The sequence below is a fragment of the Rhodopila sp. genome (assembly GCF_035548235.1).
Classification (GTDB): domain Bacteria; phylum Pseudomonadota; class Alphaproteobacteria; order Acetobacterales; family Acetobacteraceae; genus Rhodopila.
Window position 1 is genome coordinate 1 of the sequence record NZ_DASZTJ010000236.1, and the last position, 25,145, is coordinate 25,145.

Annotated in this window: 25 protein-coding genes and 2 pseudogenes; 16 read left to right on the top strand and 11 right to left on the bottom strand. The window is 67.9% G+C overall.

The genetic code is table 11. The features are described from left to right. The coding region (locus VHB27_RS19195) for an ABC transporter substrate-binding protein (protein WP_325603525.1) at positions 1-646 on the top strand (646 nt) is incomplete at its 5' end. 8 nt (positions 647-654) lie between these two features. Further along, the gene (gene modA / locus VHB27_RS19200) at positions 655-1,410 is read left to right on the top strand and encodes a molybdate ABC transporter substrate-binding protein (RefSeq protein ID WP_325603527.1); all 756 of its coding nucleotides are present in this window, start codon (positions 655-657) and stop codon (positions 1,408-1,410) included. A 35-nt stretch (positions 1,411-1,445) separates the two neighbouring features. Here the strand turns inward: modA and VHB27_RS19205 are convergent, their stop codons facing one another. Both VHB27_RS19205 and VHB27_RS19210 read right to left on the bottom strand, forming a co-directional pair. Further along, on the bottom strand, positions 1,446-2,054 hold the full coding sequence (locus tag VHB27_RS19205) for a TetR/AcrR family transcriptional regulator (protein ID WP_325603529.1): 609 nt from the start codon (positions 2,052-2,054) through the stop codon (positions 1,446-1,448). Between the two features lie 77 nt (positions 2,055-2,131). Further along, positions 2,132-3,088 (bottom strand): acetyl-CoA carboxylase carboxyltransferase subunit alpha, encoded by a 957-nt coding sequence (locus tag VHB27_RS19210; RefSeq protein WP_325603531.1) that lies wholly within the window; start codon positions 3,086-3,088, stop codon positions 2,132-2,134. A gap of 259 nt (positions 3,089-3,347) precedes the next feature. Between VHB27_RS19210 and VHB27_RS19215 the strand changes: the two genes are divergently transcribed. The 3 genes from VHB27_RS19215 (at position 3,348) to VHB27_RS19225 (ending at position 5,785) form a co-directional block, all read left to right on the top strand. Continuing rightward, positions 3,348-4,634 (top strand): Nramp family divalent metal transporter, encoded by a 1,287-nt coding sequence (locus tag VHB27_RS19215; protein WP_325603533.1) that lies wholly within the window; start codon positions 3,348-3,350, stop codon positions 4,632-4,634. A 68-nt stretch (positions 4,635-4,702) separates the two neighbouring features. Next, positions 4,703-5,125 (top strand): manganese-binding transcriptional regulator MntR, encoded by a 423-nt coding sequence (gene mntR, locus VHB27_RS19220; RefSeq protein WP_325603535.1) that lies wholly within the window; start codon positions 4,703-4,705, stop codon positions 5,123-5,125. A gap of 96 nt (positions 5,126-5,221) precedes the next feature. After that, positions 5,222-5,785 carry a hypothetical protein gene (locus VHB27_RS19225; RefSeq protein WP_325603537.1) on the top strand — a complete coding sequence of 188 codons (564 nt, stop codon included), beginning with the start codon at positions 5,222-5,224 and terminating at the stop codon, positions 5,783-5,785. A 43-nt stretch (positions 5,786-5,828) separates the two neighbouring features. Here VHB27_RS19225 and VHB27_RS19230 read toward each other — a convergent pair whose 3' ends face one another. The 3 genes from VHB27_RS19230 to rpe are packed head-to-tail and all read right to left on the bottom strand — an operon-like array spanning position 5,829 to position 9,294. Continuing rightward, the gene (locus tag VHB27_RS19230) at positions 5,829-6,974 is read right to left on the bottom strand and encodes a glycosyltransferase family 4 protein (RefSeq protein WP_325603539.1); all 1,146 of its coding nucleotides are present in this window, start codon (positions 6,972-6,974) and stop codon (positions 5,829-5,831) included. A gap of 32 nt (positions 6,975-7,006) precedes the next feature. Next, positions 7,007-8,617 carry a heparinase II/III family protein gene (locus VHB27_RS19235; RefSeq protein ID WP_325603541.1) on the bottom strand — a complete coding sequence of 537 codons (1,611 nt, stop codon included), beginning with the start codon at positions 8,615-8,617 and terminating at the stop codon, positions 7,007-7,009. Beyond that, on the bottom strand, positions 8,614-9,294 hold the full coding sequence (rpe, locus tag VHB27_RS19240) for a ribulose-phosphate 3-epimerase (protein WP_325603543.1): 681 nt from the start codon (positions 9,292-9,294) through the stop codon (positions 8,614-8,616). Before rpe ends, VHB27_RS19235 begins: the two co-directional genes overlap by 4 nt. A 188-nt stretch (positions 9,295-9,482) precedes the next feature. Between rpe and xseB the strand changes: the two genes are divergently transcribed. After that, a complete protein-coding gene (gene xseB / locus VHB27_RS19245) occupies positions 9,483-9,716 on the top strand; it encodes an exodeoxyribonuclease VII small subunit (RefSeq protein ID WP_325603545.1) in 234 nt (77 codons plus the stop codon). Continuing rightward, positions 9,713-10,450 (top strand): TlyA family RNA methyltransferase, encoded by a 738-nt coding sequence (locus VHB27_RS19250; protein ID WP_325603547.1) that lies wholly within the window; start codon positions 9,713-9,715, stop codon positions 10,448-10,450. Before xseB ends, VHB27_RS19250 begins: the two co-directional genes overlap by 4 nt. Before the next feature lie 143 nt (positions 10,451-10,593). Here the strand turns inward: VHB27_RS19250 and VHB27_RS19255 are convergent, their stop codons facing one another. From VHB27_RS19255 to thrC, 4 genes are all read right to left on the bottom strand, one after another. Next, positions 10,594-10,863 carry an HU family DNA-binding protein gene (locus VHB27_RS19255; protein WP_325603550.1) on the bottom strand — a complete coding sequence of 90 codons (270 nt, stop codon included), beginning with the start codon at positions 10,861-10,863 and terminating at the stop codon, positions 10,594-10,596. 229 nt (positions 10,864-11,092) lie between these two features. Further along, positions 11,093-12,856 (bottom strand): monovalent cation:proton antiporter-2 (CPA2) family protein, encoded by a 1,764-nt coding sequence (locus VHB27_RS19260; protein WP_325603551.1) that lies wholly within the window; start codon positions 12,854-12,856, stop codon positions 11,093-11,095. Then, positions 12,856-13,836, bottom strand: coding sequence for a D-2-hydroxyacid dehydrogenase (locus VHB27_RS19265; RefSeq protein WP_325603553.1), 981 nt, complete (start codon positions 13,834-13,836; stop codon positions 12,856-12,858). The genes VHB27_RS19260 and VHB27_RS19265 overlap by 1 nt, the downstream gene beginning before the upstream one ends. Positions 13,837-13,975: 139 nt before the next feature. Beyond that, positions 13,976-15,382: a threonine synthase gene (gene thrC / locus VHB27_RS19270; protein ID WP_325603555.1), complete on the bottom strand. Its 1,407-nt coding sequence runs from the start codon at positions 15,380-15,382 to the stop codon at positions 13,976-13,978. A gap of 138 nt (positions 15,383-15,520) precedes the next feature. Here thrC and VHB27_RS19275 point away from each other — a divergent pair, with 138 nt between their 5' ends. Further along, positions 15,521-16,375, top strand: coding sequence for a helix-turn-helix domain-containing protein (locus VHB27_RS19275; protein WP_325603557.1), 855 nt, complete (start codon positions 15,521-15,523; stop codon positions 16,373-16,375). Here VHB27_RS19275 and VHB27_RS19280 read toward each other — a convergent pair. Beyond that, complete coding sequence (locus tag VHB27_RS19280) at positions 16,344-17,588, bottom strand: class I SAM-dependent methyltransferase (RefSeq protein ID WP_325603559.1); 1,245 nt, start codon at positions 17,586-17,588, stop codon at positions 16,344-16,346. The genes VHB27_RS19275 and VHB27_RS19280 overlap by 32 nt on opposite strands. 130 nt (positions 17,589-17,718) lie before the next feature. Here VHB27_RS19280 and VHB27_RS19285 point away from each other — a divergent pair, with 130 nt between their 5' ends. Both VHB27_RS19285 and rlmN read left to right on the top strand, forming a co-directional pair. Continuing rightward, complete coding sequence (locus VHB27_RS19285) at positions 17,719-18,291, top strand: invasion associated locus B family protein (protein WP_325603561.1); 573 nt, start codon at positions 17,719-17,721, stop codon at positions 18,289-18,291. After that, a complete protein-coding gene (gene rlmN, locus VHB27_RS19290) occupies positions 18,276-19,442 on the top strand; it encodes a 23S rRNA (adenine(2503)-C(2))-methyltransferase RlmN (RefSeq protein ID WP_325603563.1) in 1,167 nt (388 codons plus the stop codon). Before VHB27_RS19285 ends, rlmN begins: the two co-directional genes overlap by 16 nt. Positions 19,443-19,645: 203 nt before the next feature. Here the strand turns inward: rlmN and VHB27_RS24820 are convergent. Continuing rightward, positions 19,646-19,911 (bottom strand): annotated as a pseudogene (locus tag VHB27_RS24820) (GxxExxY protein). A 555-nt stretch (positions 19,912-20,466) separates the two neighbouring features. On the opposite strand from VHB27_RS24820, the gene ffh reads away from it, so the two are divergent. From ffh to VHB27_RS19325, 6 genes and pseudogenes are all read left to right on the top strand, one after another. After that, positions 20,467-21,864: a signal recognition particle protein gene (gene ffh, locus VHB27_RS19300; RefSeq protein WP_325603566.1), complete on the top strand. Its 1,398-nt coding sequence runs from the start codon at positions 20,467-20,469 to the stop codon at positions 21,862-21,864. A gap of 29 nt (positions 21,865-21,893) precedes the next feature. Further along, the gene (rpsP, locus tag VHB27_RS19305; protein ID WP_325603569.1) at positions 21,894-22,238 is read left to right on the top strand and encodes a 30S ribosomal protein S16; all 345 of its coding nucleotides are present in this window, start codon (positions 21,894-21,896) and stop codon (positions 22,236-22,238) included. Positions 22,239-22,244: 6 nt separating this feature from the next. Then, positions 22,245-22,757: pseudogene (rimM, locus tag VHB27_RS19310) on the top strand (ribosome maturation factor RimM); the annotation flags it as partial. A gap of 176 nt (positions 22,758-22,933) precedes the next feature. Beyond that, positions 22,934-23,620 (top strand): tRNA (guanosine(37)-N1)-methyltransferase TrmD, encoded by a 687-nt coding sequence (gene trmD / locus VHB27_RS19315; protein WP_325603571.1) that lies wholly within the window; start codon positions 22,934-22,936, stop codon positions 23,618-23,620. Positions 23,621-23,635: 15 nt separating this feature from the next. Continuing rightward, positions 23,636-24,055: a 50S ribosomal protein L19 gene (gene rplS, locus VHB27_RS19320; protein ID WP_325603573.1), complete on the top strand. Its 420-nt coding sequence runs from the start codon at positions 23,636-23,638 to the stop codon at positions 24,053-24,055. Positions 24,056-24,403: 348 nt separating this feature from the next. After that, positions 24,404-25,145 (top strand): ABC transporter substrate-binding protein (locus tag VHB27_RS19325; RefSeq protein ID WP_325603575.1); only part of this gene is annotated, 742 nt, incomplete at its 3' end.

Consider the following 25,145-nt stretch of genomic DNA (forward strand, 5'->3'; position numbering starts at 1 on the left):
CGTATCGGAGCGTTATGTCGACCTGGCGCGCGACGCCCAGGCGCGGACCGGCATCCCGACCCTGCTGTTCGACGGCGCCCTCGACCACATTCCCCGGGTCGCCCGCACGCTGGGCGCGATCCTGCACCGGCCGCAGCAGGCGGAGACGCTGGCGCGCGTTGCGGAAACCATCCTGGCGATGCCGGCGGCGGACACCGCGCGCCACACCGTTTATTACGCGCGCGGCAAGGATGGCCTGCTTGCCGCCGCGCCCGGCACCGACGTCACGCGGGTCTTTTCATTGCTTGGCTGGACCGTCGTCGCACCAGGCGGGAACGGAACGTTCCGCACCGCGACCGTCGATGAGATCGCCAAGTGGGACCCCGACATCATCATCCTCTCGGATCCCGCTGCGCGCGGCGTGCTGGCATCCCCGGCCTGGTCCGGCCTGCGTGCCGTGCGGACGCATCACGCCGTGTTCGCGCCATCGGTGCCGTTCGGCTGGATCGAGGAACCGCCATCGATCAACCGGCTGCTGGGCCTGGCCTGGCTGAAAGGAAGTGACCCGGTCGGACTGGCCGCCCTGTTCAACGCCGCCGTGTACGGCCGAGCGCTCGACGCCACGCAGATGCGGGCGATCACGGACAACACGATTTCGTTTCACTGAGGTCTTGCATGAAACTCCTACTCACCTTCCTGCTTTCGTTCGTTCTGATACCTCTGACGGCCTGGGCGCAGCCGGTGACGGTCTTCGCCGCCGCCAGCCTGACGAACGGAATGAAGGATGCCGCCGCCCTGTGGGCCAAGCAGGGCCATCCGGCGCCGACCATGTCCTTCGGTTCCAGCTCCACCCTCGCGCGGCAGATCGAGCAGGGGGCGCCGGCCAATGTCTTCGCCTCGGCCGACGAGCTGTGGATGGACGACCTGGCGAAAAAGAGCCTGATCGTGCCGGACACGCGGCATGACCTGCTGGGCAACGAGCTGGTGCTGATCGTCCCGGCGTCCCATCCCATCAAGGTCGACATCAAGCCGGGCTTCGACCTGATGCACATCCTGGGACCCAATGGCCGCCTGGCGGTGGGCGACCCGGCCCACGTTCCGGTCGGGCTTTATGCCAAGCAGGCGCTGCAGCGCCTGGGCGTCTGGGACAAGGTCTCTCCGCATATCGCGGCGGCGGCGGACGTCCGGTCCGGCATGCTGCTGGTGGAGCAGGGCGAGGCGCCGGCCGGCATCGTCTACGCGACCGACGCGGCGATCTCGAAAAAGGTCGTCGTCGCCGGCGTCTTCCCCGAATCGTCGCACGACCCGATCAGCTATCCGTTCGCGATCGTGAAGGCGAACGATACGCCGGACGCACGCGCTTTCCTCTCGTTCCTCGCCGGTTCGCAGATGCGCGCGGTCTGGACCAAGCTGGGGTTCAAGGTCCAGTAAACGTCAGGGCACGTAAACGTCAGGGCACGTAAACGTCAGGGGCGCGCGGCCAGGGCCGCCGGCTGCGCGTCCACCATGTGCAGGCCGAACTGCGCGAGCTTGTCGGCGATCTCGTCGAAGGACAGGCGGCCCTCGGGCTGGTACCAGGTATAGGCCCAGCTCACCATGCCGCCGATCGCCAGGGCGGCGACGCGGATATCGGCGATGCGGAACGCGCCGGCGTTCGCACCCTCTTGCAGCAGCTCGCTCAGCACGCGGTCGAAGCGCTTGCGCAGGGCGTTGATCTCCGCCAGCCCTGCCTCCGACATGTGCTTTTCTTCGCGGAAGTAGACGGCGATGTTGGCTTGGCGCTGCAGGATCACCTTGGTGAAGTTAGCGATCCCATTGTAGAGCCGTTCCGCAGGCGTCCCCGGTTCCTCCGCCGCGCGGGCGATGGCGTTCAACGACATTTCGATGGTCGGACGGCAGATCGCCTCCAGCAATTCCACCTTGCTGCGGAAATGCGTGTAGATGAACGGCTTGGTCACCCCCAGCTTGCCGGCGATGTCGTCGAGCGTGGTCCCGCTGAACCCGCGCTCATAGAAGAGTTTCACCGCTTCTTCGAGGATCCGCTCACGCTTATAGGCTGTTATTTCGTCACGCATCCCGCTCTGCCGTGGAAGAATCTCCCCGCAAGCGGCATAGTTTAGTGAATCCACACGCAGCGGTCCAGGATGATGGTTCACGATGCCTGGTCGTGACCCATGGCGAGGAACTTCTCGCGCCGTTTCGCCAGCAGATTGGCCCCGTCCAGCGGCGCCAGCTCCGTCAGCGCCGCGGTCACCGCGACCCCAACGGCCTGGATCGTTGCCGCCTTGTCGCGCTGCGCCCCGCCCAGCGGTTCGGGCACGATCTGATCCACCAGCTTCAGCCGCAGCAGGTCGTCGGCCGTCAGCCGCAGCGCCTCGGCGGCCAGGCTGGCCTGGGCAGCGTCGCGCCACAGGATCGAGGCGCAGCCTTCCGGCGAGATCACCGAGTAGATCGCATGCTCCAACATCAATATGCGGTCGCCGGCGGCCAGCGCGATGGCGCCGCCCGATCCGCCTTCCCCGATGATGGTGGCCACGATCGGCACCGGCGCTTCCAGGAACGCCTCGATCGAGCGGGCGATGGCCTCCGCCTGGCCGCGCGCCTCGGCGTCGATGCCGGGGAACGCGCCGGCGGTGTCGATGAAGCTCAGGATCGGCAGTTGGAACCGCCCGGCCAGCTCCGTCAGCCGCCGCGCCTTGCGGTAGCCTTCGGGGCGCGCCATGCCGAAATTGTGGCGCACGCGGGATTCGGTGTCGGAGCCTTTCTCGGTGCCCATGACCACGACCGGCCGGTCGTGGAACCGCCCCAGGCCGCCCAGGATCGCCGCGTCGTCGGCGAAGGCCCGGTCGCCGGCCAGCGGGGTGAACTCGGTGATCAGGCCGTCGATGTAGTCCTTCGCCTTCGGCCGGTCGGGATGGCGCGCGACCTGGGTTTTCTGCCAGGGAGTCAGCTTGCTGTACGTCGTGCGGAGCTGCTTGTCGGCGACCGCCGTCAGGCGTGCGATCTCGTCGACAATGTTCATGCCGTTCGGATCCGACAGGCGCCGAAGCTCCTCGATCTTGCCTTCCAGCTCGGCGATGGGTTTTTCGAAGTCGAGGAACTGATTCATGGGCGGGGGGCTTTACCACACTTCGCCCACAAGGGAAGACCCTGGGAGATGGCCGTTCAGCACCGCGCCGGCCATCCCATCACGGCAGGATTGAACGTTCCGGCCGGCCCGGCGCCTTGATTCTGGCCACGCCTTACACACCTTCTGGACTCCGGATGTAGCCTTGGCTACATTCTGCAGTGTCAGGTTCATTTCATGGCGGAAGCTTCATATCCTTGCCTTGGCTGCATCCACACCGGACCGAGAGGATGATCGGCGCATGAGCGAAGCGGTGATGCCGCGGGGACTGTCCGAACGCACGGCGCGGGCCGGCGAGGCCAGCCTGAGCGGGCATCGCCGCGGCCCGTCGGCCTTCCTGCCCTTCATCGGGCCGGCGGTGCTGGCGTCCATCGCCTATATGGATCCCGGCAACATCGCGACGAACATCCAGGCCGGGGCCGGGCACGGCTATTTGCTGCTGTGGGTCGTCCTGCTCGCCAACGTCATCGCCATGCTGTTCCAGGCCCTCGCCGCCCGGCTTGGGATCGTCACGGGGCAGAGTCTCGCCGCGCTGTGCCGGTCGCATTTCCCGCGTCCGGTCGTGTTGGCCATGTGGGTGGGCAGCGAACTGGCGGCGATGGCGACGGACCTGGCGGAATCGGTCGGTGCGGCCATCGGGATCAGCCTGCTGTTCGGCCTGCCGCTGGAGGCCGGGCTGCTGGTCACCTTCGTCGTCACCTGGGTGCTGCTGTCGGTCCAGTCGCGCGGCTTCCGTCCGCTGGAGCTGATCATCACCGGCTTCGTCGGCGTGATCAGCCTGGCCTATGTCGTCGAGTTGTTCATCGCACCCCCGAACTGGGGCGCCGCCGCCTTCCACACCGTCGTGCCAATGCTCGACGGCCCGGACAGCGTGGCGCTGGCGGTCGGCATCGTCGGCGCGACCGTCATGCCGCATGCGATCTACCTGCATTCGGCGCTGACGACCGGCCGGATCGCCGCGCGGTCGGACGTCGAACGCCGCCGGCTGGTCCGGTTCTCCAATATCGAGGTGATGGGCGCCCTCAGCCTCGCCGGCCTGGTGAACATGGCGATGGTGGCAATGGCCGCCACGATGTTCCACGCCGGCCATGCCGACGTGGGAGAGATCGAGACCGCTTATCATACGCTGCTGCCGTTGATGGGCACGATTGCCGCCGGCGCGTTCCTGGCGGCCTTGATGGCGTCGGGCCTGTCCAGCTCCGTCGTCGGCACGATGGCGGGCCAGACGATCATGCAGGACTTCGTCCATATAAGGATTCCGCTGTGGGTCCGGCGGGTGGTCACCATGGCGCCGGCGATGGTCGTCGTCGGGCTGGGCGTCAACGCCACCCAGGCGCTTGTTTACAGCCAGGTCATGCTGAGCCTGCTGCTGCCGGTGCCGATGGTGGCGCTGCTGCTGCTGATCCGCCGGGCGGACGTGATGGGCCAATTCGCCTTGGGGCGGCGCACCCAGGTCGTCGCGACGGTCGCGACGGGGTTCGTGATCGTACTGAATGCGATCCTGCTGTTGCAAACCGCCGCGAATTAGGCAGACCTTGGCCTGAAACAGTGATGCTCACGGGGATGACCGAAAGCCCGATTCGCTCGGCGTTGCCCATGCCGGAGGAGCCGACCCAGGCCAGCCGCTTCGGCAAGGCACGCAGCGCCCAGTCCGGCGCGCTGCTGGAGGACTACGTCGAACTGATTTCCGACCTGCTGACCAATGGCGGAGAGGCGCGGCCGACCGACATCGCCCGCCGCCTGGGGGTGGCGCACGCGACGGCGATCAAGACGATCGGCCGGCTGAAGCGCGAGGGGTTGGCCATCGCCAAACCCTATCGGGGCGTGTTCCTGACCGAAGCCGGCGAGAGCCTCGCTGCGCGGGTGCGGGCGCGGCACCGGATCGTGGTGGACCTGCTGCTGGCGGTCGGCGTGCCGACAGAAGCCGCCGAGGCGGATGCCGAGGGGATCGAGCACCACGTCTCGGACGCCACGCTGGCGGCGTTTGGACGATTTCTGCGGCAGCGCGCCGAGAAATAGCGGCCGTTTCCCGATCGGTTTGTTGGTTTACCGGAAAAAGTCTTGCAACCTTTAAGGGTATAACTATAATGGCGAGATCACCTCAGGTTTCATTCCATGCGAACCGCCGATCTGCCCGCCGTCTTCCTTCGGACCGTCATCCGCCATATCGCCGTTCTTCTGCTTGAAGGCGCGAACGGCGACTACGACGAGGCTTGGGAGGGTGCCGAGACGCTGATCCTTGGGCATAATCCCCAAACGGAGGCCGAGCTTCGCCTGGTTTACCGGGTGATCGCCTTCAACTTGCAGGCCGGGGAGGCGCTTGCCCAGGCCGTCCAGCCGGATATGCCGCTGAACCGTATCCTGCGGCTGCGTACCGGGGCCGTCTCGCTGGCCCGCGAAGCCACCAAAGCTGAGCGGGCGCTGGAAAAACGGCGGGCCGCGTCCGAACGGGACGAGGCGGAGCCACCTGAGGCCCCGCCTGAGCCGGCGCCTTCCGTCGAGAAGACCGGCGCCTTGATCGAGGACAACCGCACGGTCTCGGCATATGCCAAGGCGCACGGGATCAGCTTCTCCGAGGCCCTGCACCGCCGCGCGCGTGACAAGCGCGTGGCCGAACGGGAACGCAAGAAAGCCGCGAAGGCGCAGGCCGAGACAGTCCTGGCAGGTGCTTCCGGCTGACGCCTCGGCTGGATGTCTTGGGTCATGGGCTGGCTTGTCCTGGCTATCGCGGACTTTTGCCAGCCTCTGGCCTGCTGATTTCCGGGACCCCCAGCAGCCGCAGCGTCCGCTCCAGCACCTTCGTCTCGTCGTAAAGTGCCAGCGCCCGCAGCCGCCCGGCGTTCCCCATCTGCGCCCGCAGCCGTGGATCGCCGGCCAGCCGTGCCAGCGCCGCCCCGAGGCCGGCCGCGTCGCCTGCGGCGATCTTCAGGCCTGTCTCTCCCTCGATCACCTGCTCGTCCGGCCCACGGACGCGGGTTGCGACGACGGGCAGACCGGTCAGCATCGCCTCGATCACCGACATCGGCAGCCCCTCGAACCGGCTTGGCAGTGTGAAAATATCGGCGGCCGCCAGCAGGGCGGGGATGTCGTCGCGATAGCCCAGCAGCCGGAGCCGGCCGCCTAAGCCAGCGTCGCGCAGCAGCGCGGTCATGTCCGCGCCGCGGTCGCTCGCCAGGCGTTCCCCCACGACCCATAGTTCCGCGTCCGGCACCGCGTGCATCGCCGCTGCCAGTTCGGGGTAGCCCTTGTGCCAGACGAGGCGGGAGACCGCGATGATCACCACCGTTTCCGGCGCCACGCCCAGCTCTGCCCGGATCCGCGCGCGTGCGGCCGGGTCGGGCCGGAATACCGCCGGATTCCGCCCGTTGCGCACCGGTTCGGCGGCACGGGCGATCCCCAGGCGTCTGGCGTCCCCTGCCTCGGCCTCGGAAACCGTCAGGAAAACATCGGTAAACCGGGCGGCTGTCCATTCCATGAGGAAGGAGGCGACGCGGCGGGAACGGGGCGCCGACCGGTCGTTGAACAGGAACCCATGGCAGGTATACGCGACCTTGGGCACGCCCGCGACCCGGGCGGCGAGCCGCGCCAGGAACCCGCTGATCGGCATATGCGCATGCACGAGGTCCGGCTTCTCCGCCCGCAGGATCCCCACCAGGCGCCAGAACGCGCGGAGATGCGACAGCGGCGAGACGCGGCGGACGAAGGGCAGGGCGATCACCCGGAACCCCTCGGCGCGCACGCCGTCCAGCAGTGGGCCCTCGGCGCAGCCGCCCACGACCTCGTGGCCGCGCGCCCGCATCGCGCGCATCAGCGGCAGCAGGAAGTGCCGCAGCGAGAAATCCACGTTGGTGATCTCGATGATCTTCATGCCGGGGTTCTTCATGCCGGGAGAGGCCCCGGCTACCCGCCGCGCTCCACCTTGCTCAGCGCCCATTTCACCTGCTGCGGGCCGTCCGCGAACCCGGTCAGGACGATCTGCTCCGCTCGGCGCGGTTCGGGGCCGCCCAGGTAGATCGTCTCCTCCAGGTTCAGCCGCGCGCCATCCGCCCGCAGGCGCCAGAAGCTGCCGGACTTCAGGCGCAGAAGCACGGTACCGCCGTCCTGCTGCAGGCTCGCCTGGACATCGGGGTGCAGATGGAAGCGCAGGGTGAAGGGCTGCGGTTCGGGGGATTCGACGAGATCCTCGCCGCGGATGTCCTCCCCGCTCTCGGCCACGTACAGGCGCCGGCGATGGATGGCGTTGAAGCTGCGCTTCCAGCCGTCATGCGACACGTCCAGCCAGTGTGCGCCGGCGGCTTCCTGCCGCTGCACCTCGACGGCCGTGGGACGCCGACCCAGTCCCTCGGGCTTCAGTTCGCTGCTGTTGACGTCGGCGATCACCAGCGTCGAATGCGCCGCGGTCGAGCGCGCGGCGTCATGCCATTCGGGCGGTCCGGCGAGAAAGGCGCCGCAATTGACGATCAGCCGATCGCGGCCGATGGAAAGCTCCATCGACAGGGTGCCGGCATGCGAAAGCCGGTCCAGCCCCGGCGGCGGCGGTGTGCCGCAGTCGACGATGAGCACGCTGCGTCCCGCTTGCAGGCGGTGAAACCCCCCGTCTGGCAGGTGCGACACGCTGCGCCCGCCGCGCCCTGCCTGGGTCAGAACGATATCGATCTGCGTGGCGTTCCCTTCGCTGGCGCCGTTGAACAGGGCCAGTCCGCCATCGCCATGCCGCAGCATGCGCAGGGCTGGCGCCATCCGGTCGATCGCCGCCGCGAGGGCCGGCGGCGGCTGCGTCTGGGACGTCTGCAGCAGTGCTCGGATCTCCGTCAGATCCTGCAGCGCCTGCAACTGGGCGGCGGGGCTGCGTTCGGCGTGGCTGCCGTCCGGCAGGACCTGCCGCGCGATTTCCTGCGGCAGGAAGCGCAGCGCGCGGGTCAGCAGGCCGGTGTGCTCGCGCAGCGTCACCGCCGCCGCCACCAACCCCTTCATTGCCGTCAGCGCTCGAGCATCGAGCTCCTCGGCCGGCAGGGCGGCGGACAGGCTGCGGGCGTCCTGCACCAGCCGCCCCATCAGCCGCTGGCGGAACCCGTCATCGGCGGTGGCGGCGAAAAAGTCGTAATGGCCCAGCCAGGCGGTGATCCGCGCGCCGATGACGTCGGGGCGACTCGCGATCGGGTCGGACGGCGGATTGGCGATCCAGTCGGCGACCAGCCCGCGTGCTCGCAACCGAGCGGCGTCGGTGCCCAGGGCGCGGAGGTCGCGCAGCCAGGTGAAGCCGAAGGTGATCGCCCGCGGGACCGGCGATCCGCCGATAGTGCCCCAACCGTTCGGCTGCAATTGCAGGACGACGTTGCCGATCACCAACTCGCCCTTGAGCAGGCGTGCGCCCAGCGTCGGGTCCCCCGGCCAGGGGTCGCGGACCGACAGGGCGGGCGCGTCCGGGACTCGCCCCATGCGCAGCGTTGGCAGCCTTGCCATCGCCAGACGAGCGCCACGCAGCCAGCGGCGCGGCTGCGTTCCGCTCATGCGCGGGCCTCTTGCCGCCGCAGCGCGGCGATCGCCGAGGCGTAGTCCTGCGCCTTGAACACCGATGTCCCCGCGATCAGCGTATCGGCCCCGGCGGCGAGGACCGAGGGCGCCGTCGCCGGCGTGATGCCGCCATCGACCGCGAGCCGGACCGGATGGTCGGCCCGATCGATCAGCCGCCTGATATGGGCGATCTTCGGGAGCTGGGACGTCAGGAAGGCCTGGCCGCCAAAGCCAGGGTTCACCGACATGACCAGGACGATGTCGACCATGTCCATGATCCACGCCAGCACGTCCGGCGAGGTGGCCGGGTTCAGGACGACACCGGCCTTTTTCCCGGCTGAACGGATGTGCTGCAGGGATCGGTGCAGATGCGGTCCAGCCTCGGGGTGCAACGAAATATGGTCCGCGCCGGCCTGGATGAACGCGTCCAGGTAGGGGTCGACCGGTGCGATCATCAAGTGGACATCGAACGGCAGCTGCGTATGCCGGCGCAGATCGGCCAGGACATTGGGGCCGAAGCTGATATTCGGAACGAAATGGCCATCCATGATATCAAGGTGGAGCCAGTCGGCGCCGGCCGCCTCGATCGCCTGCACCTCCGCGCGCAGACGGCCAAAATCGGCGGCCAACAGACTCGGCGCTATCGTGACGGGCCGGGACGCAGGATCAACCATGATCGTGTTTCTAGCCATGCGGGCCGATGCCGCACAAGGCGTCCCGCTGTTCAAACCGGCGAACCCGGACCCGGTCCAGCCGCGTGATCCGCGGCGAAGTTGGGCCGGCCGGGTCCTTCGCCTATAAATCGTGAACCCTGTCGGGTGAGGCATCGCCCGACATGGATAACGGAAACAGGATTTGCGCGATGTCGGATGACGATCTCAGCCAGCTTTCTTTCGAGGACGCGCTCGCGGAACTCGACCAGATCGTGCGCGGGCTGGAGGGCGGCACGCTGAAACTGGACGCGGCGGTGCAGGCGTTCGAGCGTGGGGTCAAGCTGCGGCGCCACTGCGAGGCCAAGCTCGCCGAGGTGGAGGCGCGGGTCGAAGCGCTCGTTCAGCGTAACGACGGCTCGCTGGGCACGCGGCCCTTGGCATGAAGCTGCGCGCCGATCAGTTGCTGGTCCAGCGCGGCCTGGTCGAGAGCCGGACCCGCGCGCAGGCGCTGATCCTGGCGGGCAAGGTGTTCTCGAACGATCGGCGGATCGCCAAGGCGGGTGACATGCTGGCCGAGGAAACGCCGCTGGACGTACGGGGGCAAGACCATCCCTGGGTGTCGCGCGGCGGTTTGAAACTCGCACATGGGCTGGCGCATTTCGGGTTTTCGCCGGCCGGGCGGATCTGCCTGGACATCGGTGCGTCGACCGGCGGGTTCACCGACGTGCTGCTGGCGCATGGCGCCGCGAAGGTGCACGCGGTCGACGTGGGACACGGCCAGCTTGCATGGAAGCTGCGGAGCGATCCGCGTGTGGTCGTGCATGAGAAGACCAATGCCCGCTACCTCGATCGCGCAACGATCCCCGACCCGATCGAAGCATTGGTCTGCGATGCGAGTTTCATTGGACTTGCAACCGTCTTGCCGGCGCCGCTGGCACTGTGCGTGGCGGGTGCTTGGGCGATCGTGCTGATCAAGCCGCAGTTCGAAGCCGGAGCGGCGGCGGTCGGCCCGAAAGGGGTTGTCCGCGACCCGGAGGTACATCGTGCGGTGTGTGAGCGGGTCGCGGATTGGTGGAAGCAGATTCCTGGTTGGCACGTCGTCGGGCTTACCGAAAGCCCGATCACCGGTCCGGAAGGGAACAAGGAATTTCTGTTGGGTGCTTGCCTGAACGGCTGAATCGTACGGCACGTACGATTTCGGAATGATACGATTTAATTACAGCATTGCGTTGTGTCCAGGAATGTAAACCACAGTAACCATCCCCGCGGAACCTCCCGGGTCACAGCGGCGAGGGACGTTGATTGGTTTCTTCCGGTCCGTCAGACGGATTTCTTCAATACCGGCGATGCCTTGAAACGCACGGTCTTCCCGGCCTTGACCTTGATCGGTTCGCCCGTCCGCGGATTTGTCGCTTTGCGGGCCTTGGTCTTGCGCACCGTGAAGGTGCCGAAGCTTGGCAGCGTGAACTTACCCGACTTCTTCATCTCTTTGATGATGGCATCGACAAGTTCGTTGGTCGCGCGTGTCGCGGCAGCGCCGGTGATCTCGGCGGACTGCTGGATCACGCGGGAAATAAACGCTTTGGACATCTACACTCCTTCTCTCAAAGCAGACCGGACGTGATTGTCTGGCGCTGGCAGGATAGCGTTGTGCGTTCGATTCGCACATTTCGTCAACAAAATTGATTGTCAAAGATTCGATCCGTCCGCTGGTGTTTTTCCTTGGCCACCAGGCGCCCCGAGGGTGATCGGCATGTGTGGCAGATTCTCGACATGCTCGAATGAAACCATCGGTCGGGCATTCGATGTCCGCCGCCACTCACGATTGGGCGGGACGGTCGGCTTCGAACAGGGACTGCAACTCCTGCGTTGCCTGCCGCGTATTTTGGATCAGTTGTTTCTCGTCGTCGTAGATCGCATGGCTTTCAACCAGGTTCTTCTCGTCATGCGTGCGGAAGAAGGCCACGGACCGTTGTGCGTCCGTGGCGGAAACGCCTAGGGCGACCAGCGATTCCTCGGCCAGTTTCAGCGCTGAATAAAAGGTCTCCCGCACGATCACGTCCGCACCCCGATCCATCAGCAGATGCGTGTGGCGGCGGTTCCGCGCGCGCGCCATGATCTTCAGATTGGGAAAGTTGCGGCGGGCGACTTCCACCAGGCGCAGCGTCCCTTCGGTGTCGTCCTGCGCGGCGACCAGCAGCTTCGCCTGTTCGGCGCCGGCCGCGCGCAGCAGGTTGGGTCGTGCGGGATCGCCGAAATAGACCTTGTTGCCGAAGCGGCGCACGACATCGACCTGGCCCGGATCACGTTCCAGTGCGGTGAAGGGAATCCCATGCATGCGCAGCACCCGTCCGACGATCTGACCCATGCGGCCGAATCCGCAGATGATGACGGGTGCCCCCGATGATTCGATCGTATCGAAATCGGGCGGCGGATCGACTTCCAGGCGTGGGACCAGGAACTTTTCCGACGCGGCGAACAGCAGCGGAGTCGCCGCCATCGACAGCGCGGCCGACAGCGTCGCCAGATCCGCCGTGCCTTGCGCCAGGGCGCCGACCCCTACCGCCGCGCCGAACAGCACGAAGCTGAATTCGCTGGCCTGCGGCAGCGCGAGGCTGAACCGCACGGCGTCCACCAGGGTCTGCCGCGCCAGGCGCGCAAGGCCAAAGCAGACGACGATCTTCGTCGCCAGCAGGATCCCCGTCATCGCGAGCAGCATCCCCGGTTGCACCCGCGCCAGCGACAGGTCCGCCGACATGCCGACCGAAATGAAGAAGAAGCCGAGCAGCAATCCCTCGAACGGCGCGATGTCCGCTTCAAGCTCGTGCCGATACTCGGACTGCGACAACAGCACCCCCGCCATGAACGCGCCCAGCGACATGGAAAGTCCCGCCAGGCTGGCGATATAGGCGGCGCCTGCGACGATCAGCAGGGAGATCGTGGTGAACACTTCGGGCGTGCGGGCACCTCCGACCATGCGGATCACCGGCGGGATGGCGAAGCGGCCGCCGACCAGGATCAGCACGATGGCCCCGGCGGCGCGGGCGACGTCCAGCCAGGCGACGTGCTGCGGCAGGCTGTGCTCCGCCAGCATCGGCAGCAGTGCGACCAGCGGGATGAACGACAGGTCCTGGAACAGCAGCACCGAGAACGCATCGCGCCCCGCTCGGCTGGGCAGCAGCTCCCGCTCGCCCAGCATCGGCAGAACGATCGCGGTGGACGACATCGCCAGGCCCAGGCCCAGGGTGATGGCACCCGACCAGACGAAGCCCGCCATGTGCGCGATCACCGCCATGACGGCAGCGCACACCAGCACCTGCGCGCTGCCCAGCAGGAAGACGGCCTTCCGCATGACCCAGAGGCGGCGGGGCCGGACCTCCAGCCCGATCAGGAAGAGCAGCATCACCACGCCCAGTTCGGCGACGTTGGCGATCTGGTCGACATCGCTGACGAGACCGAGGCCCGAAGGCCCGATCACCACGCCGGCGACGAGGTAGCCCAGGACGCTGCCCAGGCCCATGCGCCGCGTCAGGGGAACAGCGATGGCGGCGGCCGCCAGCAGCGAGACGAGGGTGGTGAGCATCAGTAGCCGCGAACGGTGTCGAAATGGTTGGGCGGCGTGCCGCCGGCCTGCCAGATGCAGAGGTTCTCCAGGAAGATGTCCAGGCTGCGCGGATTATAGGTGTTCGGATCGTCGGCCGACGTATGCGGGCTGATGATCAGGTTGGGGGTCGTCCACAACCGGTGCCCGGGCGGGATCGGTTCCGGGGTGAACACGTCCAGCACCGCGCCCGACAGGCTGTCCTGGTCGAGCGCGTCGCACAGCGCGTCCTGGTCGATCAGCCCACCCCGGCCGATGTTCAGCAGCGATGCGCCGGCCGGCAGCAGGCCCAGGCGGCGGCGATCGATGATGTTGCGCGTCGCCTCGGTCAGCGGGCAGGCCAGCACGAGGAATTCGGTGACCGGCAGCACGTCGTCGAGCGCGGTCGTGCCCAGCACCTGCGCGCAGTCGGGATGCGGCGAGGGATTGGCGCGGATGCCGGTGACCACCATGCCGAATCGCGCGGCATGCGCGGCGACCGCGCTGCCGAGCGTGCCGAGGCCGACGATGGTGACGGACCGTCCGGCGAGGACGTTGCCCCAGATCCCCTTCCACAGGCCGGCGCGTTGGTTGGTCACCATGCGGGGAACGCGATTGGCAAGCATCAGCAGCGCCATGATGCCGAACTCGCCCGACTTGGCGGCATGGGTGCCGCGGTTGTTCATCAGCACCACGCCGTGGGGCAGCCAGTCGAAGGGCGCCAGTCGGTCCAATCCGGCGCTGGTGATGAAGACCAGTTTCAGTCTCGGCGTCGGCCGGCCGAACACGTGCCGGATCGAAGTCGTGTCGGTGACGATGGCCTCGGCCGTGGGCAGGGCGGCGGTGAAATCGTTCGGGGTGGTGCCGATCGTGACCTGATGCGCGTCCGCGGACAGGCGGGCCCGCGCTGCCGCCGCGTCCCACATGGCGCGATCGAAGGTGAAAAGGGTGTCGCCGACCGGGTTCTGCAAATGGATGTGCATTGCAACATGGTGCCATGCGCGCTCCCGTTTGGACAGGCGTGTTCGACGAAATTCGCAGGGGCCGGGCTGATAGCTTCAATCGTTGCGGTGTCGTCCGTTTCGGTGTGCTCCCGGGGGCTTGGCCCCGTGTCGCGACGGATCAGGCCGACCGGTTACGTCCTGCCAACGATCGAACCGCCGCTTCCACGGCGTCCAACGCGTTCGGCAGGACGGTGAAGCGTTCCTCCCGCTCGAACAGGTCGGCGAGCCGTGGGGGCAGCGGGGGATGGATGCCGGTGGCCCGCTCGACCGCGTCGGGGAACTTCGCGGGATGGGCGGTTGCCATTGTCACGATCGGCACGCCGCCGTGGCATGGATGGGCCCGCGCGGCCGCGACGCCGATCGCGGTGTGCGGGTCGGCCAGGTAGCCGCAGGCATCGTGCAGGTGCCGCATCTCGGCCTCGGTGCCCGGATCGTCGAGGCGGAAGCCGTGGAACACCCCGCGTGCCCGGCGCCACACCGGTTCGGCCACGAGCATCCGGCCGGTGGTGCGGAAATCCTGCATCGTGGTCCGGGTCCGGTCCGCGTCGCGATCGAGCAGCTCGAACAGCAGCCGCTCGAAATTGGAGCTGACCTGGATGTCCATGCTGGGCGACAGCGACGGTTCGACGGGCCGCATCGACATGTCGTTGTCATTCAGGAACCGCGTCAGGATGTCGTTGCGGTTGGAACCGACGATCAGCCGCGACACCGGCAGCCCCATGCGCCGTGCGGCCCACGCCGCCAGCACGTTGCCGAAATTGCCGGTGGGCACGCTGAACGCCACGTCACGGTCCGGCGCCCCCAGCGCCAGCGCGGCGGCGACATAATAAGGTATCTGCGCCGCGATGCGCGCCCAGTTGATGGAGTTGACCGCCGACAGCCGCATCGCCTGCCGGAACGGAGCGTCGGCGAACATCGCCTTCACCAGGTCCTGGCAGTCGTCGAACGTGCCCTCGATCGCGACGTTGGCGACATTGGCGGCATGCACCGTCGTCATCTGCCGGCGCTGCACCGCGCTGGTGCGTTCGTGCGGGTGCAGGATCAGGATGTCCACCCGGTCGCGGCCGGCGCACGCCTCGATCGCGGCGGAGCCGGTGTCGCCCGACGTTGCGCCGACGATCGTCACGCGCGCATCGCGGCGCGTCAGCACATGGTCGAACAGCCGCCCCAGGACCTGCAGCGCCATGTCCTTGAACGCCAGGGTCGGGCCGTGGAACAGCTCCTGCGTGAACAGGTGCGCATCGAGTTGCACCAGCGGCGCCACCGCCGGATGGCCGAAACCGGCATAGGCGTCGCGGCAGATGCGCGACAGGTCGGCGAAGGCGATCGCCTCCCCAACGAACGGCTGCATGATCCGGGCGGCGAGGTCCGGATAGGAGAGGGACCGCATGGCGCGCCAGTCGGCGGGGGCGAAATGCGGCCAGGACTCCGGGACGAACAGCCCTCCGTCCTCGGCCAGGCCGGCGAGCAGCACATCGGCGAAGTCGCGTGCGGGCGCCTGCCCGCGGGTGGAGACGTAACGCATGGCGGCGTTCTACGCCCGCGTTCCCGTCGCCGCCAGCATCGTATTAACGCAAAGGGATGGACGATTAACGCCGCTATCATGCTCCGCGCTCGCAGCTCCCTTAAGGACAGGGCAGCGCCAGGAAAGGCGGAATACAGCTTGAGCATCAGTTCGATGGACTCCCGATACGCCGGACTGCTGCGGACCTGGCGGCGACGGCGGCGCATGGCGCGTGGCGCGTTGGCGCAGGACGCGGCGATCTCCGCGCGGCACCTTGGCGCGCTCGAGTCCGGCCGGTGCCGGCCGGACCGCGCCACCGTGCTGGCGCTGGCGGATTGCCTGGACATACCGCTGCGCGATCGCAACCAGATGCTGGCCGTCGCCGGCTTCGATCCGGAGTTTCCGGAGCGCCGCTTCGCCGATCCCGATTTCGCCTCGGCGCGGCGGGACGTGGCAATGATCCTGGAGGCGCATGCGCCTGGCCCGGCGCTGGCGATCGACCGGCATTGGACCATCATCGCCGCCAACGCCTCGGTTCCCTGGCTGTTCGCCGGCACCGAACCCGGCCTGCTGCACCCGCCCGCCAACTTCCTGCGGCTGTGCCTGCATCCCGCCGGCATCGCGGGGCGCATCGTCAACCTGCCGGCCTGGCGCGCCTGCCTGATCGCGCGGCTGCGGCGCCAGGTCGACCTCACCGGCGATCCGGTGCTGATCGAGCTGCTGGAGGAAGTGCGGGACTACCCCGTTTCGGCCGGCCACCGCCCCGCCATGGGCGACAGGGATGCCGAGCTGGCGGTGCCGCTGCGGCTGGCCACGATCGACGGCGTGCTGACCTTCATCGGGACGACGACGACGTTCGTCGCGCCGGCGGACATCACCCTGGCCGAGATCAGCATCGAGGCCTTCCTGCCCGGCGACGCCCGGACCGCCGAGTTGCTGCGTATGCGGGCAGGGTGCAATGGTGGGCGCGATGACGGGCGCGTCAGGCGGGAGCGGCCAGCAGCAGTCGATTGACCCGCTCCAGCGCCGTGAAGGTCGCCCGCCAGGCCTTGTCGAACGCATCCGGCTTGATGCCGCGCCGACCCAAGGCATTGCGGATATCGGCCACCCGGCTGGTGCCGTCGACGAGCGGCAGGATCGCCGAGGCCAGCGGCGGCAGCGCGACCGGGACACGCAGCCCGTCGAAATGCACGACCAGGGTGCCGTCCGGCCGGATCCCCTTCGCAAGCGCCGTCCCATCGAGCTCCCGCAGCACCGGCACGGACGAATCGGCGGCCGGATCGGCGCGGGTCACCGGGGCGTCGGCGCGGACGCAATAGACGATGTGCATCGCCATGTTTCCGGCCAGGGCCTCGGCCACCGCCGCCCGTTCGGTCGGCGTCATCGCCTCCAGCCGCGCGCGCAGCCTGGGGTCCGGCAGCATGGCGACCGGATCGTATCGCACCGGCTCGACCCAGCAGGCGACCTGCAATCCGACCGAGGCCAGCAGCGCATCCAGCTCCGGGACCGTGTACGCCCGGTCGCGCGGGTTGAGCAGGAGGTCGTAAAGCCCGGCGTCGCCGCCATTGATGTGGTCGTCGAAATGCCGGTTCATGCGCAGCCACTGGGTTTCCGGCAAGTGCCGCATGACCCGCCGCGCGACGTCGAGCCGCTGCTGCGGGGTTTCGGCCGGCGGCGCGAGGCGGCGGAGCGCGTCCTGCATCATATAGACCCCGGTGCGGCCATGCGGCGCGTAGACCATCAGCCCCAGTCCGCCGTGGGGCGCGAGCACCGACAGCAGCGCGCGGAGTCCCGCCTGGGGGTCGGGCAAATGATGCAGCACGCCGCAGCAGTCGATGTAGTCGAACGGGCCGAGGCCCGACCCCGGCAGCTCCAGCAGCGACCGCTGCTCCCAAACCACGTTCCCCAATCCGCGCGCCGCCGCTCGGCCTTGCGCCACGGCGCGGGCGGCGGCGGAGCGGTCGAGCCAGGTGACCGTTCCGGGCCGTCCGAGGGAGGCCATCTGCTGCGCGAGCATGATCGTCGCGTCGCCGGTGCCCGCGCCGGCGACCAGGGCGTTCAAGGGCCGGCCGGCGGGGCGGGTGGCGCCGAAGATCCAGTGGTCGATCTCCCGGAGATGGCTGGGGCTGCCGACGATCAGTCGCTTCGCCTCGTCCCGCGGGTCGCGCTTCGGGTAGGGGAACGCCTCGTATTGGCCCGCGAGCTGTTCGTCTGTCGTATCCGTCATATCTCCGGCATAGACCGGCCGTCCCGCTGGGGCCAGATTGCCATCGTTCGCCGTCACGGCGAACGACGTAATGATGCTATGTCGGCGCCGCGCTTGTTTCATACGATCCCGGTGCTTTATGGGTGGGTCCATGATGTCCAAGTCTCCTGCTTTCCTCGCTTTCGCGGTCGCCGTGATGTCGTCTTCCGCACTGTTGGCGTGCGCCCCGCTGGCGCAGGCCCTGGCCGCGCCGGCCCACAAGCCGGCACCGGCCCGCAAGCCGGCGCCCGCCGCCCCGGCCGGGCCAAAGGAGATCGGCAAGTTCCAGGATTGGACGGCCGCGACCCATGAAGAATCGGGGCAGACCGTCTGCTATGCGTTCGTGCGGGCGCAGAGTTCCGTGCCGACGCTGCCGAAGCGGGGGCCGGTCATCCTGACGGTGACGGAACGGCCGTCGCTGCGCGACACGATCGCGATCGACGCCGGGTTCAACTATGCGCCCAACGCCTCGGTGACCGTGCAGGTCGACCAGACGGGGCTGGAGTTCTACACCTCCGGCCGGGACGCCTTCGCGCGTGACGGCAAGGCGGCGGTGACGGCGTTCCAGAAGGGCAGCCGCGCCATCGCCCGGTCGCCCGGCGCGAAAGAGGTGACGGATACGTTCAGCCTGCAAGGGTTCAGCGCGGCGTACGCCGCGATCGTGAAGGCATGTCCAGCGAAGTGATCGACCTGACCGAGGGCGAGCGCGCGCGCGTCCTCGCGAAATCGGCGCTGTTCGACCCGCCGGACGTCGTCCTGGCGGACGGGCGGCGCGACCTGGTGGGCATGGACCGGGCGGAGCTGGCGGCCGAGATGGCGGCGATCGGGGAGCCGGCGTTTCGCGTCAAGCAGCTCTGGCACTGGATCTACCACCAGGGCGTCACCGATTTCGCCCGCATGTCGACGATCGCCAAGCCGCTGCAGGTGCGGCTGGCGGAGCGGTTCGTGATCGGGCGGCCAGAGGCGGCGGTGATGCAGACCAGCACCGACGACACGCGCAAGTGGCTGTTCCGGTTCCGCGACGGGCAGGAGGCCGAGACGGTCTATATCCCCGATCCGGTGGAGGACCGCGGGGCGGTCTGCATCTCCTCGCAGGTCGGGTGCACGCTGTCCTGCCGGTTCTGCCATACCGGCACGCAGACGCTGGTGCGCAACCTGGGCGCGCCCGAGATCGTCGGGCAGTTCATGGCGGCGCGGGACTCGTACGGCGAATGGCCGTCGCCGAAGGGGGAGACCCCGCGGCTGCTGTCGACCATCGTGCTGATGGGGATGGGCGAGCCGCTCTACAATTACCTCAACGTCGCCAAGGCGATGAAGATCGTCATGGACGGGGAGGGGATCGGCTTGTCGCGGCGGCGGATCACGCTGTCGACCTCGGGCGTGGTGCCGATGATGGACCGGTGCGGGGAGGATCTGGGCGTCAACCTGGCGGTGTCGCTGCACGCGGTGCGCGACGATTTGCGCGACGAGTTGGTGCCGCTGAACCGGAAATATCCGATCAAGGAGGTGCTGGCCGCCTGCCGCCGCTATCCGGGGGCGTCGAATGCGCGGCGGATCACCTTCGAATACATCATGCTGAAGGGCGTGAACGATTCCGAGGCCGAGGCGCGGGAGCTGGTACGGCTGATCGCCGGGCTGCCGGCGAAGGTGAACCTGATCCCGTTCAACCCGTGGCCGGGCTCGCGGTACGAACCGAGCGGGAAGGCGGCGCTGGAGCGGTTCGCACGGATCGTGAACGACGCGGGGTTCGCGGCGCCGGTCCGCACGCCGCGGGGGCGGGATATCCTGGCGGCGTGCGGGCAGTTGCGGACGGAGAGCCGGCGGGAGCGGGTTTAGGGGGTCTGGTTTCGATCCATGGGATGCTCCTGGCCGCGGAGCACGCGATCATCGAGGCGGTCATTCGCCTGGCTGGGATCGCCGACGGTTTGTGCAGGTCGGGCCGTCGGGGACCCGCTTGGTGGGTGGGCTGTCGGCGGGGGCGGGGTCCCGTGGAAATGGAACCGCAAAGCACGCCGAGCACGCAAAGTCCGTTGACTGTCTTAGAAGTCCCGGACCATTCGCTTGGTCTCGAGCGGAGCTTGCCGAAATTGAGCAGCAGGCGCAGGCCCGTGGTTTTCAATCGTGGCTTTCAGGTCATTCAGGCACTGCGCCCGATGGATGTCGTCGGTCACCTTGATGACCTTCGATTCCATCAGAACGATGCTCTCCACCCGCAGGTCCGTGGTGTGATCCCCGAGCACGACGTCATCGTAGCCATGCGATGTTGTTGCGCGACCGTGATCCCTGCTTTGCGCAACGCGTGCACCAAGGCGTTCTCATAGACTTTCTCCAAGAACCCGGTCCGGTCCCCGGAGTACGCATCACCGTCAGGGCGCAGCCGATGATCTGCCTGGGTAGGGCATCAAGCCTATCCCGACAGTCATCCATTTGCGTGTTCGGCGTGCTTTGCGGTTCCATTGTCCTTACCCGCCCGCACGATCCCGTCCATTCCTTTAACGGACCACCCGCTTCCCAACCAAGCCTGACATCCAGGCCCTGACACTACGTCTCGTCGCGGTCCGGAGCCCCTCAGACCGTCGCCGGCCGCGCCCGCTCCGGACCGCGAGCGACAAGTCAGCTCAACGGCAGCCAATCGTCCGATCGGAGGCCGTCGACCCGGCGGAACGCCCGCAGATCGCTCGGCCGTTCGATCAAGCGGCGGCAGGCTGTCGCCGGTTCCTATTTGACTCTCGTCCGCCATCCCGTCATAAGCCGCCGATCCGGGTCAATCCGTTCGCCCGGTCCCCGCCGCATGCGGGGGCTACGCCGCTCCGCGAAGGTTCGCGCAGCGGCGCGCAACTGTTTGGGAAGGCGCTAGCCAGTGTTTGAAACACTGTCGGACAAGCTGTCAGGGGTCTTCGATCGCCTCCGCGCCCGCGGGGCGCTGAGCGAGGCCGACGTCACCGAAGCGCTGCGCGAGGTCCGCCTGGCGCTGCTGGACGCCGACGTCGCCCTGCCGGTGGTGCGCGATTTCATCGCCAAGGTGCGGGAACGGGCGATCGGCGCCGAGGTGCTGGCCTCGGTCACGCCTGGCCAGCAGGTCGTCAAGATCGTCAACGACGTGATGATCGATGCGCTGGGCGGCGAAGGCGCCGTCCCCATCAACCTCAACGCCGCCGCGCCGGTGCCGATCCTGATGGTCGGCCTGCAGGGCTCCGGCAAGACCACGACCTCGGGCAAGATCGCCCGTCGGCTGAAGGACCGGCTGAAGCGCAAGGTCCTGCTGGCCTCGCTCGACACCCAGCGCCCGGCCGCGCAGCTTCAGTTGGCCCAGCTTGCCGACCAGGCGGGCGTTCCCAGCCTGCCGATCGTGCCGGGCCAGACGCCGGTGCAGATCGCCCATCGCGCGATGGAGACCGGGCGGCGCGAAGGCTTCGACGTCGTCATCCTCGACACCGCCGGCCGCCTGTCCATCGACCAGGAGTTGATGGACGAGGTCAAGGCGGTCCGCGCCGCCACCAATCCGACCGAGACGCTGCTGGTCGTCGACGCCATGACCGGCCAGGACGCGGTGAACACCGCCAAGGCGTTCAACGACGCGCTGCAGATCACCGGCATCGTCATGACCCGCATGGACGGTGACGCCCGCGGCGGCGCGGCGCTGTCGATGCGCGCGATCACCGGCGCGCCGATCAAGCTGGTCGGCGTCGGCGAGAAGCAGGACGCGCTGGAGGACTTCCACCCCGAACGCGTCGCCGGCCGCATCCTGGGCATGGGCGACATCGTCGGCCTGGTGGAACGCGCTTCGGAAACGATCGACCAGGCGGAAGCGGAAAAGCTCGCCGCCAAAATGATGAAGGGGAAGTTCGACCTGGAGGATTACGCCAGCCAGCTTCGCCAGATCACCAAGATGGGCAGCCTGAACAACATCCTGGACATGCTGCCGGGCATGGGCAAGCTGAAGGGCCAGCTTGCCGGCAAGGACCTGGACACTGCCGTGTTCAAGCGCCAGGCGGCGATCATTTCGTCGATGACGATCAAGGAGCGGCGGCAGCCGGACATCATCAAGGCGAACCGCAAGAAGCGCATCGCAGCCGGGTCGGGCACCACGGTGCAGGACGTGAACAAGCTGTTGAAGCAGTTCGACGACATGACCGAGATGATGAAGAAGATGAACAAGCTGGGGCAGAAGGGCCTGATGCGTCACGGCCTGGGCGCCCTGATGCCGAAAGGGGCGGGCGGCGGTGGCAGCCCGTTCGGCGGCAGACGTCCTTTCTAGAGTAACCGTTTCAGGAGTTAACGAAACCTATGGGTCTGAAGATTCGCCTCGCCCGCGCCGGCGCCAAGAAGCGGCCGTACTACCACATCGTGGTGGCCGACAGCCGCAGCCCGCGCGACGGCCGGTTCATCGAGAAGGTGGGCAGCTACAATCCGATGCTGCCGGCCGACCACACCGACCGCATCCGGTTGCAGACGGAACGTCTGTCGCATTGGCTGCATCACGGCGCCGTCCCGACCGATCGCGTCGCCCGCTTCCTGGGCAAGGCCGAGCTGATCCCGATGCCGACATGGAATGAGCAACCGCTGCAGTCGGCGCCGAAGAAGAAGGCGCAGGAGCGCGCCAAGGCCGCCGCCGCGGAAGCGGCCGCGTAACGACCGATGCCGGAGAGCCGCATCGAGGTTGGGGTGATCGGCCGGGCGCACGGCGTCCGGGGGCTGGTGAAAGTGACCAGCCATACCGCCGATCCGTCCGATCTGACCGCGTATGGACCGTTGTCCGACGCGGCGGGGCGGCTTTATCGCCTGCGCTGGAAAGGCGACGGCATCGCCGAGGTCTGTTGCCTCGCCAATGGCCAGGAAACCCGGATCGCCGACCGCACCGCCGCCGAGAAGCTGACCAACACCCGGCTGTTCATCGACCGTTCGGCCCTGCCGCCGGCCGAGGAGGACGAGTTCTATGTCTCCGACCTGGTCGGGCTGCGCGCCGTCGGGGCGGACGGGGCGGACCTGGGCGTGGTGGAGACGGTCCACGACTACGGCGCCGGCGCGAGCCTGGAGATCCCGCGGGCCGGCGGCGCACCGCTGATCGTGCCGTTCACCGCCGCCTGCGTGCCGACGGTCGACATCGCGGGCGGCAAGGTCGTCTTGGTCCCGCCGCACGAAATGGTCGTGACCACGGAAGACGCGGCAGCGCCGCGTGAACCTGTCGTGACGATGTCGCGCGAACCTGTCGTGACGATGCCGCGCGAACCTGTCGTGACGACGTCGCGCGAATCCGTCGTGACGACGTCGCGCGAATCCGTCGTGACGATGTCGCGCGAATCCGTCGTGACGACGGAGGGCGCGGCATGACCTGGCGCGCCTCCGTCCTCACCCTCTTCCCCGCCATGTTCCCCGGTCCGCTCGGCCAGTCGCTGGCCGGCCGGGCGCTGGAGAAAGGGCTGTGGTCGCTGGACGTGACGAACATCCGCGACTTCGCGACCGACCGGCATCGCACCGTGGACGACACGCCGTTCGGCGGCGGGGCCGGCATGGTGCTGCGGCCGGACATCGTCGACGCGGCGGTCGATGCCGTCGCCGACGGGCGGCCGATCGTCTGCCTGACGCCGCGGGGCCAGCCCTTCGTTCAACCGGCGGCGCGGGAATTCGCCTCCGGCGCCGGCGTGATCCTGGTCTGCGGTCGTTACGAAGGCATCGACCAGCGGGTCATCGACGCACGCCGGATGCACGAGGTCAGCATCGGCGACTACGTGCTGTCGGGCGGCGAACTCGCGGCGATGGTGCTGCTGGACAGCATCGTCCGGCTGCTGCCCGGCGTGATGGGCGCGGCCGAGAGCGCCGAGGAGGAAAGTTTCAGCAGCGGGATGCTGGAATACCCGCAATACACCCGCCCCGCCGACTGGCAGGGGCGTACGGTGCCGGACGTCCTTCTGTCCGGCCACCACGCCGAGGTCGCCGCCTGGCGCCGCTCGGAATCGGAACGAATCACCCGTGAGCGGCGGCCCGATCTCTGGGCCAGCGCCACGAAGCATTGAGAAAGGACCAGACGGATGAACACCATTCAGAAGCTCGAAGCCGAGCAGATGGCGAAGCTGAAGGAAGCGCGGCCGGTGCCGGATTTCATTCCGGGCGATACGTTGCGCGTGTCGGTGAAGGTGGTCGAGGGTGAGCGCACCCGTACCCAGGCGTTCGAGGGCGTGTGCATCGCGCGCTCGAACAGAGGTATCAACAGCAACTTTACCGTGCGGAAGATCTCCTATGGCGAAGGCGTGGAACGCGTGTTCCCGCTGTATGCGCCGACGATCGCCGACATCACGGTGGTGCGCCGCGGCGATGTGCGCCGGGCGAAGCTGTATTACCTGCGCGGCCGCAGCGGCAAGTCGGCCCGCATCGCCGAACGCGCCCGGCCGACCGGCGCGGCCGCCGCCGCCGCCCCTGCCGAGGCGCCCGAGGTCGACGCGGCGGAATAAGCCGCCGCCCGCCACGGCCGGCGGCTGCCCGCCTGGCCATCGTCCGCCTGGCCATCGTCCGCCCGGCCGCCGCCCGCCCGTCCCGCCAAGCGGCTGCCCATCATGGCCAAGCCGCCGCCGGCCCGGGCAAACGCCCACCCGTCATGGCCCGGCTTGGCCGGGCCATCTCCTTCCCCTCGAGGCATGGGATGGCCGGGCCATGACGCGGACGGGAAACGCTCTTCCGCGGTCCGGCTTCATTCCGGTCTCGGCGCTGCTATGACACGTTAGGGGAATATTCCCCTGGCACAGCGTTCGCATGCCCATCCGACGTCTTGATGTCAGCAAGGCCAGGATGGGAGAAATCATATGTGCGGGCACTTCGGTTCCGAGACATTTTCTGCGATCCAAAAGAGCAGTTTCAGCCGCCGCGGCTTCCTGCGTGCCTCCGCCGCGAGCAGCATCGCCTTCGCAGTCAGCCACGGCGTCGCCCATGCCGGCGAAACCCACATCAAATCCGTCCACGGCTCCGGCTTCTGCAACCTGAACTACTTCCTCGCCAATGCGCTGCAGACGGCGAAGGACGACGGCGTGTACCTGGATTTCGTGCTGACCCCGACCTCGGCCGAGATGGTCACCTTCCTCGGCACCGGCCAGGTGGACGCGGCGCTGATCCCCTACACCAGCTTCATCGCCCTGCATGACAAGGGCGCGCCCGTCACCATCGTCGGCGGCGGCGGGATCGAGGGGCTTGTGCTCGTCGCCCAGCCCGGCCTCGACACGCCGGAGAAGCTGAAGGGCAAGATCCTGGGCACGTTCCAGATGGATACGCTGGAGGTGCTGCCCTACGACTGGTTCAAGAAGCACAACGTCGCCTTCAAGGACATCAACGTCCGCTACATGGGCAACACGCCCGAGGCGGTGGAGGCCTTCAAGGCCGGCGCGCTGGATATCATCTGCACGATCGAGCCGTACGGGTCGGCGCTGCTGAACGACGTCAAGGGCAGCGTGAAACTGTCCGACGGCACCGACATCTATGGCCATGGCTACACCGACTGCGTGCTGGCGGTGCGCAACGACCTGATCAAGCGGAATCCCGCCGGCATCAAGG

Excerpts from the sequence above, each read along its gene's own strand:
- VHB27_RS19215 (WP_325603533.1), top strand. The coding sequence starts at position 3,348 with ATGAGCGAAGCGGTGATGCCGCGGGGACTGTCCGAACGCACGGCGCGG.
- xseB (WP_325603545.1), top strand. The coding sequence starts at position 9,483 with ATGTCGGATGACGATCTCAGCCAGCTTTCTTTCGAGGACGCGCTCGCG.
- VHB27_RS19250 (WP_325603547.1), top strand. The coding sequence starts at position 9,713 with ATGAAGCTGCGCGCCGATCAGTTGCTGGTCCAGCGCGGCCTGGTCGAG.
- rpe (WP_325603543.1), bottom strand. The coding sequence starts at position 9,294 with ATGGTTGATCCTGCGTCCCGGCCCGTCACGATAGCGCCGAGTCTGTTG.
- thrC (WP_325603555.1), bottom strand. The coding sequence starts at position 15,382 with ATGCGTTACGTCTCCACCCGCGGGCAGGCGCCCGCACGCGACTTCGCC.
- VHB27_RS19255 (WP_325603550.1), bottom strand. The coding sequence starts at position 10,863 with ATGTCCAAAGCGTTTATTTCCCGCGTGATCCAGCAGTCCGCCGAGATC.
- trmD (WP_325603571.1), top strand. The coding sequence starts at position 22,934 with ATGACCTGGCGCGCCTCCGTCCTCACCCTCTTCCCCGCCATGTTCCCC.
- rplS (WP_325603573.1), top strand. The coding sequence starts at position 23,636 with ATGAACACCATTCAGAAGCTCGAAGCCGAGCAGATGGCGAAGCTGAAG.
- rpsP (WP_325603569.1), top strand. The coding sequence starts at position 21,894 with ATGGGTCTGAAGATTCGCCTCGCCCGCGCCGGCGCCAAGAAGCGGCCG.
- modA (WP_325603527.1), top strand. The coding sequence starts at position 655 with ATGAAACTCCTACTCACCTTCCTGCTTTCGTTCGTTCTGATACCTCTG.
- VHB27_RS19225 (WP_325603537.1), top strand. The coding sequence starts at position 5,222 with ATGCGAACCGCCGATCTGCCCGCCGTCTTCCTTCGGACCGTCATCCGC.
- VHB27_RS19265 (WP_325603553.1), bottom strand. The coding sequence starts at position 13,836 with ATGCACATCCATTTGCAGAACCCGGTCGGCGACACCCTTTTCACCTTC.
- VHB27_RS19230 (WP_325603539.1), bottom strand. The coding sequence starts at position 6,974 with ATGAAGATCATCGAGATCACCAACGTGGATTTCTCGCTGCGGCACTTC.
- rlmN (WP_325603563.1), top strand. The coding sequence starts at position 18,276 with ATGTCCAGCGAAGTGATCGACCTGACCGAGGGCGAGCGCGCGCGCGTC.
- VHB27_RS19235 (WP_325603541.1), bottom strand. The coding sequence starts at position 8,617 with ATGAGCGGAACGCAGCCGCGCCGCTGGCTGCGTGGCGCTCGTCTGGCG.
- mntR (WP_325603535.1), top strand. The coding sequence starts at position 4,703 with ATGCCGGAGGAGCCGACCCAGGCCAGCCGCTTCGGCAAGGCACGCAGC.
- VHB27_RS19280 (WP_325603559.1), bottom strand. The coding sequence starts at position 17,588 with ATGACGGATACGACAGACGAACAGCTCGCGGGCCAATACGAGGCGTTC.
- VHB27_RS19260 (WP_325603551.1), bottom strand. The coding sequence starts at position 12,856 with ATGCTCACCACCCTCGTCTCGCTGCTGGCGGCCGCCGCCATCGCTGTT.
- VHB27_RS19210 (WP_325603531.1), bottom strand. The coding sequence starts at position 3,088 with ATGAATCAGTTCCTCGACTTCGAAAAACCCATCGCCGAGCTGGAAGGC.
- VHB27_RS19205 (WP_325603529.1), bottom strand. The coding sequence starts at position 2,054 with ATGCGTGACGAAATAACAGCCTATAAGCGTGAGCGGATCCTCGAAGAA.
- VHB27_RS19285 (WP_325603561.1), top strand. The coding sequence starts at position 17,719 with ATGATGTCCAAGTCTCCTGCTTTCCTCGCTTTCGCGGTCGCCGTGATG.